The sequence below is a fragment of the Janthinobacterium glycogeni genome (genome assembly GCF_051380725.1).
Taxonomy (GTDB): domain Bacteria; phylum Pseudomonadota; class Gammaproteobacteria; order Burkholderiales; family Burkholderiaceae_D; genus Janthinobacterium.
Genome location: NZ_JBNYXP010000001.1, coordinates 64,709 through 77,465, shown reverse-complemented (window position 1 = coordinate 77,465; position 12,757 = coordinate 64,709). Strand labels below are relative to the sequence as shown.

The 12,757-nt window shown below is 61.4% G+C and carries 11 protein-coding genes; 9 read left to right on the top strand and 2 right to left on the bottom strand.

Features of this window, described 5'->3' with window-relative positions; translation table 11 throughout:
* Nucleotides 1–2 precede the first annotated feature (2 nt).
* From rpmI to ACQ4W4_RS00290, 8 genes are all read left to right on the top strand, one after another.
* The gene (gene rpmI / locus ACQ4W4_RS00325) at nucleotides 3–200 is read left to right on the top strand and encodes a 50S ribosomal protein L35 (RefSeq protein WP_038493025.1); all 198 of its coding nucleotides are present in this window, start codon (nucleotides 3–5) and stop codon (nucleotides 198–200) included.
* A gap of 26 nt (nucleotides 201–226) precedes the next feature.
* Nucleotides 227–586: a 50S ribosomal protein L20 gene (gene rplT, locus ACQ4W4_RS00320; protein WP_010399214.1), complete on the top strand. Its 360-nt coding sequence runs from the start codon at nucleotides 227–229 to the stop codon at nucleotides 584–586.
* Nucleotides 587–731: 145 nt separating this feature from the next.
* On the top strand, nucleotides 732–1,748 hold the full coding sequence (gene pheS, locus ACQ4W4_RS00315; protein ID WP_034751917.1) for a phenylalanine--tRNA ligase subunit alpha: 1,017 nt from the start codon (nucleotides 732–734) through the stop codon (nucleotides 1,746–1,748).
* 78 nt (nucleotides 1,749–1,826) lie between these two features.
* Nucleotides 1,827–4,253 carry a phenylalanine--tRNA ligase subunit beta gene (pheT, locus tag ACQ4W4_RS00310; RefSeq protein ID WP_436540325.1) on the top strand — a complete coding sequence of 809 codons (2,427 nt, stop codon included), beginning with the start codon at nucleotides 1,827–1,829 and terminating at the stop codon, nucleotides 4,251–4,253.
* 172 nt (nucleotides 4,254–4,425) lie between these two features.
* The gene (locus ACQ4W4_RS00305; RefSeq protein WP_010399205.1) at nucleotides 4,426–4,773 is read left to right on the top strand and encodes an integration host factor subunit alpha; all 348 of its coding nucleotides are present in this window, start codon (nucleotides 4,426–4,428) and stop codon (nucleotides 4,771–4,773) included.
* A gap of 10 nt (nucleotides 4,774–4,783) precedes the next feature.
* Nucleotides 4,784–5,188, top strand: coding sequence for a MerR family transcriptional regulator (locus ACQ4W4_RS00300; protein WP_152250967.1), 405 nt, complete (start codon nucleotides 4,784–4,786; stop codon nucleotides 5,186–5,188).
* 210 nt (nucleotides 5,189–5,398) lie between these two features.
* Nucleotides 5,399–6,031 carry a response regulator gene (locus ACQ4W4_RS00295; RefSeq protein WP_010399201.1) on the top strand — a complete coding sequence of 211 codons (633 nt, stop codon included), beginning with the start codon at nucleotides 5,399–5,401 and terminating at the stop codon, nucleotides 6,029–6,031.
* Between the two features lie 151 nt (nucleotides 6,032–6,182).
* Complete coding sequence (locus ACQ4W4_RS00290) at nucleotides 6,183–7,604, top strand: sensor histidine kinase (RefSeq protein ID WP_436540324.1); 1,422 nt, start codon at nucleotides 6,183–6,185, stop codon at nucleotides 7,602–7,604.
* Between the two features lie 65 nt (nucleotides 7,605–7,669).
* Here ACQ4W4_RS00290 and ACQ4W4_RS00285 read toward each other — a convergent pair whose 3' ends face one another.
* A complete protein-coding gene (locus tag ACQ4W4_RS00285) occupies nucleotides 7,670–8,479 on the bottom strand; it encodes a Crp/Fnr family transcriptional regulator (RefSeq protein ID WP_034783188.1) in 810 nt (269 codons plus the stop codon).
* 227 nt (nucleotides 8,480–8,706) lie between these two features.
* Nucleotides 8,707–10,764 carry a methyl-accepting chemotaxis protein gene (locus ACQ4W4_RS00280; RefSeq protein WP_436540323.1) on the bottom strand — a complete coding sequence of 686 codons (2,058 nt, stop codon included), beginning with the start codon at nucleotides 10,762–10,764 and terminating at the stop codon, nucleotides 8,707–8,709.
* A gap of 186 nt (nucleotides 10,765–10,950) precedes the next feature.
* Between ACQ4W4_RS00280 and ACQ4W4_RS00275 the strand changes: the two genes are divergently transcribed.
* On the top strand, nucleotides 10,951–12,627 hold the full coding sequence (locus ACQ4W4_RS00275; RefSeq protein WP_436541100.1) for a peptide chain release factor 3: 1,677 nt from the start codon (nucleotides 10,951–10,953) through the stop codon (nucleotides 12,625–12,627).
* Nucleotides 12,628–12,757: the final 130 nt, after the last annotated feature.

Sequence of the window (12,757 nt, the reverse complement as noted above, 5' to 3'; positions counted from 1 at the left end):
CTATGCCTAAAATGAAGACCAAAAGCTCCGCGAAAAAACGTTTTCGCGTGCGTCCAGGTGGAACAGTCAAGTCGGGTCACGCGTTCAAACGCCACATCCTGACCAAGAAAACCACCAAAAACAAACGTCAGTTGCGCGGTACCCGTAACATCAACGCATCGGATGTCACATCCGTCATGCGCATGATGCCGACTGCTTAATCTCACACTCAATTTAAGGAGTTACTATGCCTAGAGTAAAACGTGGGGTTACAGCTCGTGCCCGTCATAAGAAGATTCTTGTTCAAGCTAAAGGCTACCGTGGTCGCCGCAGCCGTGTATACCGTGTTGCCAAGCAAGCAGTTATGCGCGCTGGCCAATACGCTTACCGCGATCGCCGCAACAAGAAGCGCGTTTTCCGCCGCCTGTGGATCGCCCGTATCAACGCCGCTTCCCGTGAGCATGGCGTGACGTACAGCGTATTCATGAACGGCTTGAAAAAAGCAAATATCGAACTGGACCGTAAAGTCCTGGCCGATATGGCTGTGATGGACAAGCCAGCATTCGCTGCGATTGTCAACGCAGTGAAAGCAAAAATCGCTGCGTAAGCATCGGTTATTGCACAACGTCATCCCCAGGGTGACGTTATAAAGAGCGGGGCAGGGGTGTGAACCTTATGCCCCGTTTCCGTTTTTGATTGTTGGGTTCTAGATTACTAAATCCAGGATTGATTTCCAAAACAGGAAAAGCCGCATGAACTCCCTAGAAGAACTCGTCGTCTCGGCCCAGGCTGACTTTATCGCCGCCGCAGACGCTGCCGCACTTGAAAACGCCAAAGCCCGCTACCTGGGCAAGACTGGCCAGATTACCGAAATGATGAAGGGCCTGGGCAAGCTGGACCCGGACGCGCGCAAGGCGCAGGGCGCCCTGATCAACGCCGTCAAAGTGCAGATCGAGGACGCGCTGACGGCGCGCCGTGATGCGCTGGCCGATGCCCAAATGCAAGGTCGTCTGAACGCCGAAGCGATCGACGTGACCCTGCCAGGCCGTGGCCGCATGCCAGGCGGCATCCATCCCGTGATGCGCACGTGGGAGCGGGTCGAGGAAATCTTCCGCTCGATCGGCTTCGACGTGGCCGACGGCCCCGAAATCGAGAACGACTGGACCAACTTCACGGCGCTCAACAGCCCGGAAAATCATCCGGCCCGTTCCATGCAAGATACGTTCTACATCGACGGCAACGACACCGATGGCAAGCCCTTGCTGCTGCGCACGCACACGAGCCCGATGCAGGTGCGTTATGCGCGCACGCACACGCCGCCGATCAAGGTCATCGCGCCTGGCCGCACCTACCGCGTCGACAGCGATGCCACCCATTCGCCGATGTTCCACCAGGTCGAAGGCCTGTGGATCGCCGAAGACATCAGCTTTGCCGACCTGAAGGGCGTGTACCTGAACTTCGTCAAGGCCTTCTTCGAGACGGACGACCTGCAAGTGCGCTTCCGTCCGTCGTACTTCCCGTTCACGGAACCGTCGGCCGAGATCGACATCGCCTTCGGCTCCGGTCCTTTGAAGGGCCGCTGGCTGGAAGTGTCGGGCGCCGGCCAGGTGCATCCGACCGTGGTGAAGAACTTCGGCCTCGATCCCGAGAAATTCATCGGTTTTGCTTTCGGCTCCGGCCTGGAACGCTTGACGATGCTGCGTTACGGCATCAACGACCTGCGTCTGTTTTATGAAGGCGACTTGCGTTTCCTGAAGCAGTTCAACTAAGCATTGTTCCGTTTGATTCATGGCGCTTGAGCGCCTGTGCGCTCGCGCTGTGAGCTTTGACCCTTTGAAGGCTTGATTATGCAATTTTCCGAAAACTGGCTCCGTACCATGGTCGATCCGAAGATGACTTCGGACGAACTGGCCCATCTGCTGACCATGTCCGGTCTCGAAGTCGAGGACGTTGATCCTGTCGCCCCGCCGTTCTCGAACGTGGTGGTGGGCCAGGTCCTGGAGATGGAAAAACATCCGAATGCGGACCGCCTGAATGTGTGCCAGGTCGACGTCGGCACGGGCACCATGCTCAACATCGTCTGCGGCGCGCCGAACGTGCGCCCGGGCTTGAAAGTCGTCTGCGCGATGGCGGGCGCCGTGCTGCCCCCTGGCGCCGATGGCAAGCCGTTTGAAATCAAGGTGGGCCAGCTGCGCGGCGTCGAGTCGCAAGGCATGCTGTGCTCCGCGCGCGAATTGAAATTGTCGGAAGAAAACGCCGGCTTGCTGGAATTGCCTGACGACGCGCCGATCGGCCAGAATTTCCGCGATTACTTTGCCTTGAACGACTTGAAATTCACCATCAAGTTGACGCCGAACAAGGCGGATTGCCTGTCCGTGCTGGGCGTGGCGCGCGAAGTGTCGGCATTGACGGGCGTGCCCCTGAATGCGCCGCAGTTCCGTACCGTGCCCGTTTCCAGCGACGAGGTGTTGCCAGTGACAGTCAGCGCGCCGGACCTGTGCGGTCGTTTCACGGGCCGCGTCATCCGCGGCTTGAACGCCAAGGCGGCCACGCCGGACTGGATGAAGCAGCGCCTCGAGCGCAGCGGCCAGCGTCCGCTGTCGGCCCTGGTCGACATCTCCAACTATGTCATGCTGGAACTGGGTCGTCCCAGCCACGTATTCGACCTGGCAAAGATCCACGGCAGCCTCGACGTGCGTTGGGGCAAGGCGGGCGAATCCGTCAAGCTGTTGAATGGCAACACCATCGCCGTCGACGAGTGGCTCGGCGTCATCGCCGATGAGCAGGAAATCGAATCGCTGGCCGGCATCATGGGCGGCGACGCCAGCTCCGTGTCGGACGATACGGACAGCATCTACCTGGAAGCGGCATTCTGGTGGCCGAACGCCATCCAGGGCCGCGCCCGCCGTTTGAATTTCTCGACCGATGCGGCGCACCGCTTCGAGCGCGGCGTCGACTTCGCCACCACCGTCGAGCATATCGAGCGCATCACGGCCTTGATCGTGGAAATCTGCGGCACGCCGGCCACGACCGTCGGCCCCGTCGACGACCACGTGGTGAACTTGCCGCAACGCCAGCCCGTGGCCATGCGCACGGCGCGCGCGCAAAAAGTCATCGGCGTGCCGCTCAACGACGAGTTGATCGCCGACATCTTCACGCGCCTGGCCCTGCCATTCACCCTGGCCGACGGCGTGTTTTCCGTGACCTCGCCCAGCTACCGTTTCGACATCGAGATCGAGGAAGACTTGATCGAGGAAGTGGCGCGCGTGTACGGCTTCGAGAACATCCCGACCTTGCCGCCCGTGGCAGCGAACGTGATGCAGATCGCACCGGAAAATACCCGCTCCTTGTTTGCGGTGCGTCATGCGCTGGCCGACCTGGGCTTCCAGGAAGTGGTTAACATGAGCTTTGTCGATGCGGCGTGGGAGCGCGATTTCTCGGGCAACACGAACCCGATCAAATTGCAGAATCCGATCGCCAGCCAGATGAGCGTGATGCGTTCCTCGCTGATCGGCAGCCTGATCGCCAATGTGCGCTATAACCTGAACCGCAAGACGAACCGCGTGCGCATCTTCGAAGTGGGCGCCATCTACCAGCGCGACGACAGCGTGGAAAACGGCCCCTTGTCGGTGGCCGGTTACGCCCAGCCCAAGCGCGTGGCCGCCATGGCCTACGGCGCGGTGGCCGACGAGCAGTGGGGCCAGGCTGCGCGCACGGTCGATTTCTTCGACGTGAAGGCGGACCTGGAAGCGCTGTTCGCGCCGCTGGTCTTGCGTTTCACCAAGGCGGAACATCCGGCCCTGCATCCTGGTCGTTCGGCCAACGTGGAACTCGACGGCAAGGTCATCGGTTTCATCGGCGAATTGCACCCGCGCTGGATGCAAAAGTACGACTTGCCGTTGGCGCCCGTGCTGTTCGAAGTCGACGCCGCTGCCCTGACGCAAAGAGTCGTGCCCGTGTACCAGGAAATCTCGAAATTCCCTGGCGCCAGCCGCGACCTGGCCGTGGTCGTCAAGCAATCGGTGGCCGTGCAGGATCTGCTCGACAGCTTCCATGCCGCCGCCAAGGCAGGCCCTGCGGCGCGTATCGTGCAAGCCATTGTTTTATTTGATGAATATCGTGGAAAAGGTCTGGAAGCGGATGAAAAAAGCCTTGCTTTCCGGATTAGCTTGCAAGATACTCAAAACACCCTGCAAGACGATGTCGTCGATGGCCTGATGGCTGTCCTGATCGATGCCGCCAAGCAGGGCCACGACGCGAAACTGCGTTCGTAATTACCGGACTGGCCGTCGCTTTTTGCGTGACGGCCTTTCCGTCGTCAACCGTAGACGAGCTTGCCATGTGGCGGGCTCGGGCGCACAGAAAAGGCAGGGCAGGAAAATTAATAACAGCGACGTTGATTCCGCCGTACTGCAATCCGCACTGGCCGCCGATTTGCATCGGGCCATGCTGGTTGCCAAAGTGCGCCAGGAAGCGGAAAAAGATTTACCCACCTTGACCAAGGCGGAACTGGCCGAACTGTTGTTCGAGCAAGTGGGCCTGAACAAGCGCGAAGCGAAGGATATGGTCGAGACCTTTTTCGACGAGATCCGCAATGCGCTCGAGCGTGGCGAAGCCGTCAAGCTGTCCGGTTTCGGCAATTTCCAGTTGCGCGACAAACCGCAGCGGCCGGGCCGCAATCCGAAGACGGGTGAAGAGATTCCCATCACGGCACGCCGTGTCGTGACCTTTCATGCGAGCCAGAAGCTGAAGAGCATGGTCGAAGAGACCAGTCCGTTGGCACGTGCTGCCTGAGTGAGTGGCGATGAACGAGCGAATCAGTAAAACCGAGTTGATCGCCTTGCCGCCCATTCCGGCGAAACGCTATTTCACGATCGGCGAGGTGAGCGAGTTGTGCGGCGTCAAACCGCACGTACTGCGCTACTGGGAGCAGGAGTTTTCCCAGCTCAAGCCGGTCAAACGACGCGGCAACCGCCGTTATTATCAGCACCATGAGGTGCTGCTGATACGCCGCATCCGCGAATTGCTGTACGAGCAGGGCTTTACCATCAGCGGCGCGCGCAACAAGCTCGACAGCCGTGGCGCATCGCATGCCATCGCCGAAGAACTGCCCGTGCTGCCGGCGATGCCTGCCGTGCCGCAGGAAGCGCCGCTGGACCGCGTGTGGATACGCAATGAATTAATTGCGATTTTAAACTTGCTAAAATAAGATTTGTACCAATATAGGTGGGGTTGTCCGGTAGCGGTTGACTAAGTTGACTATACTGCATGGGCGCTCCGCCTTGGTGCTGACGCTACCGTACGGCGCGCCATATTTTGAATATAATGTTAATGTTGCGTTTTTGTTAGTGACGCTAAGCCGGAGCAGCGTTCAGGTTCCGGTAGTCTTTCCCAGGCCAGGAAAATTTAAGGGGAAACAATGATACGCGTTGCCATTTGTGATGATCACCAAATAGTACGAGCTGGATTCAAACAGATTTTTTCGTCGTCAGACGATTTCAGTGTGGTGGCGGAAGCCGGTACGGGGCGCGAAGCGCTCGATATCGCCCGCCGCGAAATTTGCGACGTGCTGTTGCTCGATATCGCCATGCCCGATCAGAGCGGCATCGATACCTTGCGCACGATACGCCAGGGCCAGCCGGAATTGCCCGTGCTGATCCTCAGCGGCTATCCCGCGCAGCAATATGCGCTGAACCTGTTCAAGATGGGCGCGAATGGCTATCTGAACAAGGAATGCGAAGCCGACGAGCTGATGACGGCCGTGCGCACCGTATTCCAGGGACGCCGCTATGTCAGCTCCACCGTGGGCGAGTTGCTGGCGCAGTCGTTCGACCGCGACACGAATGCCGCGCTGCATACGGAATTGTCGGACCGCGAGTTCCAGGTCTTCCTGCGCCTGGCGCGCGGCGCCACCGTGTCCGATATCGGCGTGGCCTTGTCGCTCAGCATCAAGACGGTGAGTACCTACCGTACGCGCATCATGGAAAAAATGGGCTTGCAATCTAACAGCGACTTGACCTATTACGCAATGAAAAACAATTTGCTTGACTAGCGCTGCGGTGCGATCATGGAAACATGATCGCTCAGCCAGCTAGCCGGGCACGACTTGATGTTGTGCAGTGCAGCAGTTTGTGGCGAGGACTATAATTGGCCGGCGCCGGCGCTCTCTCCCGCGCCGAACCTTGCTAAGGATGCACACCAGGATGTATTTCACCGCTGAACCGGCCCCGAATCACCGCCTGCCCCTGTACAAGACGATCCTGTGCGTGACGTGCGCCTTGTTGCTTGTATTGAATGGTTTCAGTCTTTACCATAACCTGGAGTCGCTGAAGGGCACGAATGCCTTGCTCAGCCAGAGCGCCCGCGTGGCCGACCGCCTGCAGTATTTGAACGTGCTCGTGCTCGATGCGGAAAGCAGCTTGCGCGGCTATTTCATTTCCGGCTCCGAAACCTATCTGGGGCCGTCGAAGACCGCCGCCACTGAAATCGACAATGAATTCAATGAGCTGCAAACCTTGCTCGCGGGCAGTCCGACCCAGCTGAAAAACCTGGGCCAGCTGAAAAGCCTGATCCGTCGAAAAATGTCGATGTTGCAACAGTCTATCGATGTCTACAAGCAGGGCGGATTGGCCGAGATCGTCAACATTTCCCGCGTGACCGATGACCGCGCCACGATGGACGAGATCCGTCTGCAGGTGGTGATCATGACGCGCGAGCAGAATGAAGCGCTGTCGACCGGCAGTGCCGCCTTTTATCATGAGTACCAGAAAGCCGTGCTGCTCGGCATCGGCATCAATGCCCTGGCCATCCTTGTGCTGATCATGTTTTACCAGCTGGTGCGGCGCAGCTTCCAGAACCGCGCAGCCGTCGAGTATGCATTGCAAAATGCTAACGACACCCTGGAATCGACGGTCAGTAAGCGTACCGAGCAGTTATCCGTGCTGTCGCGTCATTTGATCAGTGTCAACGAAGTGGAAAAAGCACGTCTGGCGCGCGAGCTGCACGATGAACTGGGCGCCAACTTGACCTCGATCAGCATGGATCTGGGCGCCGTCACGCAGCAGTTGGCGCAAACGCAGCCGGAACTGGCCGCGCAGTTGCGCCATGCCAAGGCTACCTTGCTGGAAACGGTGGAACTGAAGCGCCGCATCGTGGAAGACCTGCGCCCCAGCCTGCTGGACAACCTGGGACTGTGCGCCGCCATCGAAAGTTATTGCGAGGATTTTGCGCGCATGAGTTCGGTGCGCTGCGAAACGGACGTGGCCATCAATATAGACAACCGCGAAGCGACGCTGACGATCGCCCTGTTCCGCATCGTGCAGGAATCGCTGACGAATATCCTCAAATATGCGCGCGCCGGCATGGTCAGCGTGACCTTGAAACGCAACGAGCACGGCCTGGTGCTGCGCGTGATCGACGACGGCATCGGCATCACGGAAGACGCGCTGCAAAAACCGATGTCGCACGGCTTGCTGGGCATGCGCGAGCGGGCCCTGCTGCTGGGCGGCACCCTCACCGTGCGCCAGGGGCCGGAAGGGAAGGGGACTTGTGTGGAAGCCGTGATTCCCATGCCGCTGACGCCGGAGCCGGAAGATATCGATGCCGATGCCGATGCCGAGGCGTAATTTTCCTTCAAGCAAAAAAATGGCCGGGCATGCAGCCCGGCCATTTTGTTAACTATCTTTCCCGATCAGCAGCGTGAAACGTCGCGCAGCAAGCGGTCGTATTCCGTCTTGGCGACCTTGTAGCACTCGCCCGCATAGCATTCCAGGCCGGCGCGGTCCAGCACCGTGATATTGCCGCGGCGATAATGGATCAAGCCTTCTTCCTGCAGCTTGCCGGCGGCGGCCGTGATGCTTTCGCGACGCACGCCCAGCATGATCGAGATCAGCTCTTGCGTGACTTTCAATTCATTCGATGGCGAACGGTCCAGGCGGTCCAGCAACCAGCGGCACAGCTTTTGCTCGATCGAGCTGTGGCGGCCACCGACGGCGTTCTGCGCCATCTGCGCAAACAGGGCGTTGGTGTAGCGCATCAGCAGCTGGGGCAGGGCGCCGCCTTGATTGAAGGCGTCGCGCAGGCTTTGCGTTTTCAGACGGTAGCCGTAGCCGGCGCTTTGCACAACAGCCGTGCACATGGCGCGCTCGCCTGCCAGCAGCGAGGCACCGGCCACGCCTTCATGGCCGACCACGGCGATTTCCGTCGTGGCGCCGTCTTCCATGACATACAGCAGCGAAATGATGGCGGTGGTGGGGAAGTAGCTGTATTCCAGGTTGTTACCGTAGGCATACAACTCCTTGCCGAAAGGCAGTTCCACCAGTTCCAGGTCTTCGAACAGCGATTCGAGGGCGGCGCGCGGCAGGGCGGCCAGCAATTCATTCTGTTGGGCACTGCTGAGGCTAACCCGCGACGCAAGCTTGATTTCCCGTCCGGCCGCCGGCATGGCGCGCGGCAGCAACTGGTTCTTCTGGACCGGGGCGATAAGTTGAGTATGGCTCATAGTATTCCTCACAGGCTTTTTACATCGGAGTGCGACTGCCGCGTTGCTGGTCAAAAAAAAGCTGCCGTACTCATGTGATAACGGCGTTTTGTTCGACCGCGCGGTGCAGATCGCGATGTAGCTACTTTAAGAGCTTATGTAAGTGGCGAACATAAGATTAGCAGTCGCCACTTTGTAGTCTCTTTTGAGGCGAAATTGTAGTCCTTGTCCTACGTGCGCACTTTTGACTAGCTAGCCTTGCGCCGTTCCGCGCGATTTTGTGATATGACGCGCGGTTTATTGGCGCTCCACAGGCCGGCCGGACGCACGCTGGGCAAGCCGTCGCGCACGGCCGCAGCGGACGTCTGGCGTGCGTTTGGCGTCTCGTGTTCTCCCAGGCGGAAGCGGCTGACCGCCTGCGTCAGCGCCTCGCCTTCCTGGTGCAGGCGCTGCGAACCGGCGCGGGCCTCGTCGACCAGGCCCGCGTTCTGGCGCGTCATGTCGTCGATTTGCGCCAGCGCGCCGTTGATGCGGGCGATCTCGCCATTCTGCTCGGCGCCCGCGCTGCTGATGCGTCCGATCACCACGGCCACCTGCTGCACGGCGTCGACGACTTGGCGCATGGTGCTGCCGGCTGCATTGACCAGGTCGCCGCCCGCGTCCACGGTGGCGACGGAATCGCCGATCAGGCGTTTGATTTCCAGCGCTGCCTCGTTCGAGCGCTGCGCCAGGCTGCGCACCTCGGACGCCACGACGGCAAAGCCGCGCCCTTGTTCGCCCGCGCGTGCCGCTTCCACGGCCGCGTTCAGGGCCAGGATGTTCGTCTGGAAGGCGATGCCGTTGATGACGCCGATGATGTCGACGATCTTGTGCGAGCTGGCCTTGATCGAGGCCATGGTCTCGACCACGGCGCCGACGGTCTGTCCGCCTTTCAGGGCCACGTCTGCCGCCGTCGCCACCAGCGTGCGTCCCTGTCCCACGTGGGCTTCGTTGCGGCCCACGGTGGCCGTCAGCTCGCGCATCGAGTCCACGGTGGCGCCCAGTGCGTCCGCCTGCGTGGCCGTGTGGCCGGACAGGGCGGCGTTGCCCTGGGCGATATCGGCGCCGGCCGCCGCGATAACGGCCGCGCCGCCGCGGATTTCCTGTACCAGGGCGGCCAGGCCGTGCGTCATGGCGCCGAAGTCGCGCACCAGGTCGCCGATTTCGTCGTGCGCCTGCGAGGTGATGCGCTGCGACAGGTCGCCCGCCGCCGCCGCGCCGACGGCCACGCGCAATTGCGTTACGTCGCGCGCGAACGCGGTATAAAAGCCTGCGCACAGGTAGGCGGCGGCCAGCAGCACCAGCAGCATGGCCGCCAGGATCAGGGCGCGGCGCGCCTCGTCGCGGGCGATGCGTTGCGCCAGCAAGTCGTCCAGCGCCGTGGCCGAGGCGTCGGAGAGCGCCTGCAGGGCGTCGATCGCCAGCATGCCGGCCGCGTGGAATTGCGCGCCCGAGGTCTGGTCGTAGGAATTCGTCACTTCATTTTTTGTCCGTTCGAGGAAAGCCAACGCGGCCGGCACGGCTTTCAGGGCCGGCTGCAGGCTGGCGCGCAATTCCGGCCTGGCGGCGAGGATTTCGTCGAAGCGGGCTGGCAGGCGTTCCAGTTCATGGCGCGCGATCAGGGCGTTGGCGTTGACGAGCTGGTCTTCATTCGCCTCGAACAGGCCCGTGTCGATGTAGGCGGCGCCGCGCCCGCCGATGTCCGACAGGCTCTCGGCCAGGTCGGGCAGGGTGGCGGTGAAGACGGCGCTCAGATGGTTGGCGCCCGCGTCCGGGTCCAGGCTCAGGTGCGAACGGTCGGCCACCAGCTGGCCCAGTTTGGCCGCCTGGCGCAGCAGCGCCGTGTGCGCCGCGTAGCTGTCGCGCGCCGCCAGGCCCGCCTGGCGGCCCAGCAGGGTTTGCCATTGCTTCGTCAGTTCGGCCGCCTGGGGCAGGCCGGCGCCCGCCGGCAGGCGCGCCAGGGCCGCCAGAGACGCCGTGATGCGCGCGTTGAGAGCCGTGTTGTCCATGCCCGCCTTGCCGCTCAGGCGCAAGTGCTCGAGGCCACGCCGTTGCTGCAGCAGGCGCGTGCCTTCCTGCAGCTGGCGCACGTAGGCCACGCCCCGCTGCGCATCCTGCGCCTGGGCCAGCGACTTGCCCAGCTCCGAGATCAGCAGGGTGGTCGCCAGCGCCAGCGGCAGCAGGAAGACCAGGCAGACAAGCATGAATTTGGGCAGCAGGCGCAGGCGCTGCATGAGGCGGATGGCGGGAGTGAGGAGCATTTTCATCGGGTTTCCAGGGTAGGGTGACAACATTTCTGCAGTGCAATGTTGCCTGCGTATTGTGACCCCTTGATGAAGTGCGCCGCGATGCAGCCAATTTTGCCGTTCGCCAGAGTGAAGCAGTTCACACGGAAGGCCGATCCTTCTGTAAAATCGAGGGTTTTTTGCGAGGGCCATATTATGGTCACCAATATGGCCAACGAGAACGACATCACTACCCCCGATTCCAGCGACAGCGCGGACAACGCCGCAGCGCCGGCGAGCAGCAAGGCGCCGGCCGTGATCGCGCGCGAAGTGCAGCGCCGCCGCACCTTCGGCATCATTTCCCACCCGGATGCGGGTAAAACCACGCTGACGGAAAAACTGCTGCTGTTCTCGGGCGCGATCCAGATGGCCGGTACCGTCAAGGCCCGCAAGTCGGGCCGCCACGCGACGTCGGACTGGATGGAGATCGAGAAGCAGCGCGGCATTTCCGTCGCCTCCTCGGTGATGCAGTTCGAATTCCGCGACCACGTCGTCAACCTGCTCGACACCCCGGGCCACCAGGACTTCTCGGAAGATACCTACCGCGTGCTGACGGCGGTCGACTCGGCGCTGATGGTGATCGATGCGGCCAAGGGCGTGGAAGCGCAGACGATCAAGCTGCTGGCCGTGTGCCGCATGCGCAATACGCCCATCGTCACCTTCATGAACAAGATGGACCGCGAGACGCGCGATCCGCTGGACCTGCTCGACGAACTGGAATCGGTGCTGAAGATCCAGTGCGCGCCCGTCACCTGGCCTATCGGCATGGGCAAGAACTTCCGCGGCGTGTATCACCTGCTGAACGACGAGATCATGCTGTTCAAGGCCGGTGAAGAGAAGGCCGACGGCGCCTTCGAAATCATCAAGGGCATCGACAACCCGCGCCTGCAGGAGATGTTCCCGCTGGAGATGGACCAGTTGCGCATGGAAGTGGAACTGGTGCACGGCGCGTCGAACCCGTTCAACCTGGAGGAATTCCTCTCCGGCGTGCAGACGCCCGTGTTCTTCGGTTCGGCCATCAACAACTTCGGCGTGCGCGAGATCCTGTCGGCCCTGGTCGACTGGGCGCCGGCGCCGCGCCCGCGCGACGCCACCGTGCGTTCCGTCGATCCGACCGAGCAGCCATTCACCGGCTTCGTCTTCAAGATCCAGGCGAACATGGATCCGGCCCACCGCGACCGCATCGCCTTCCTGCGCGTATGCTCGGGACGTTTCGAGCGCGGCATGAAGGTCAAGCATTTGCGCCTGGGGCGCGAGATCAAGGTGTCGAACGTGGTGACCTTCATGGCGTCCTCGCGCGAACAGGTGGAAGAGGCGTACGCGGGCGACATCATCGGCTTGCCGAACCACGGCAACATGCAGATCGGCGACAGTTTTTCCGAAGGCGAGATGCTGACGTTTACGGGCATCCCGTACTTCGCGCCAGATTTCTTCCGCTCGGTGCGCATCCGTAATCCGCTGAAGATCAAGCAGTTGCACAAGGGCCTGCAGCAGCTGGGCGAGGAGGGCGCGGTACAGGTCTTCAAACCGGTGCAGGGCGGCGAGCTGGTACTGGGCGCCGTCGGCGTGCTGCAGTTCGAAGTGGTGGCCAGCCGTTTGCTCAACGAGTATGGCGTGGACGCCGTGTTCGAAGGCACCAGCATCAGCAGCGCGCGCTGGGTCAGCTGCGACGACAAGCGCGTCCTGCAGGATTTCGAAAACGCGCTGGGCCACAACGTGGCCTACGATGCGGCGGGCAACATGGCTTACCTGGCCACGTCCGGCGTGAACCTGCGCCTGACGGAAGAGCGCTGGCCTAAATTGACGTTCCACGCGACGCGCGAGCATTCGGCCAAGCTGGCCTGATGTGGGTGGTGTCGGCTTACGCGCTGCGCGCTAACCCGACCTACGGGGGGCATGGGCGCGTTGCGCTAACCCGACCTGCCTGTGCATGACGTAGGTCGGATTAGGCCGAAGGCCGTAATCCGACAATATC

Bases quoted from the DNA above. Each gene is read 5' to 3' on its own strand.
- rpmI (WP_038493025.1), top strand. From the start codon at position 3: ATGCCTAAAATGAAGACCAAAAGCTCCGCGAAAAAACGTTTTCGCGTG.
- rplT (WP_010399214.1), top strand. From the start codon at position 227: ATGCCTAGAGTAAAACGTGGGGTTACAGCTCGTGCCCGTCATAAGAAG.
- pheS (WP_034751917.1), top strand. From the start codon at position 732: ATGAACTCCCTAGAAGAACTCGTCGTCTCGGCCCAGGCTGACTTTATC.
- pheT (WP_436540325.1), top strand. From the start codon at position 1,827: ATGCAATTTTCCGAAAACTGGCTCCGTACCATGGTCGATCCGAAGATG.
- ACQ4W4_RS00305 (WP_010399205.1), top strand. From the start codon at position 4,426: ATGCTGGTTGCCAAAGTGCGCCAGGAAGCGGAAAAAGATTTACCCACC.
- ACQ4W4_RS00300 (WP_152250967.1), top strand. From the start codon at position 4,784: ATGAACGAGCGAATCAGTAAAACCGAGTTGATCGCCTTGCCGCCCATT.
- ACQ4W4_RS00295 (WP_010399201.1), top strand. From the start codon at position 5,399: ATGATACGCGTTGCCATTTGTGATGATCACCAAATAGTACGAGCTGGA.
- ACQ4W4_RS00290 (WP_436540324.1), top strand. From the start codon at position 6,183: ATGTATTTCACCGCTGAACCGGCCCCGAATCACCGCCTGCCCCTGTAC.
- ACQ4W4_RS00285 (WP_034783188.1), bottom strand. From the start codon at position 8,479: ATGAGCCATACTCAACTTATCGCCCCGGTCCAGAAGAACCAGTTGCTG.
- ACQ4W4_RS00280 (WP_436540323.1), bottom strand. From the start codon at position 10,764: ATGAAAATGCTCCTCACTCCCGCCATCCGCCTCATGCAGCGCCTGCGC.
- ACQ4W4_RS00275 (WP_436541100.1), top strand. From the start codon at position 10,951: ATGGCCAACGAGAACGACATCACTACCCCCGATTCCAGCGACAGCGCG.